Annotated in this window: 1 protein-coding gene; it reads left to right on the top strand. The window is 64.7% G+C overall.

The features are described from left to right. Positions 1–59: 59 nt before the first annotated feature. On the top strand, positions 60–275 hold a 216-nt coding region (locus AC0L17_RS34725; RefSeq protein WP_473519028.1), incomplete at its 3' end, for a hypothetical protein.

The raw sequence follows: 275 nt of genomic DNA on the forward strand, positions 1-275 counted from the left end.
CGAGATCGGCGCCCATGCGCAGCAGGCTCCGCCGTTCCTCGTCTCCCAGAGCCTCAGGCTTGTGGCGGTCGAGCGCGCAAGAGACCGCCGAGCAGCAACTCGCCCCGGCGAAGAGCACCGCGCGGCACCAAGCCTTTGCTTGTGGCGTTGTCCGTGATCAGGCGCTGATTCCTCTCAAAATCGTGCCAGCTCAGGTAGCCTTCGTGATGGTCGATGAGCAAGACCTCCCAGTCGGCGCGATCGCGCCTGATCCCGCGCAAAATCCGTTTGCGTCC

It is taken from the genome of Mesorhizobium sp. WSM4829 (assembly GCF_055811475.1).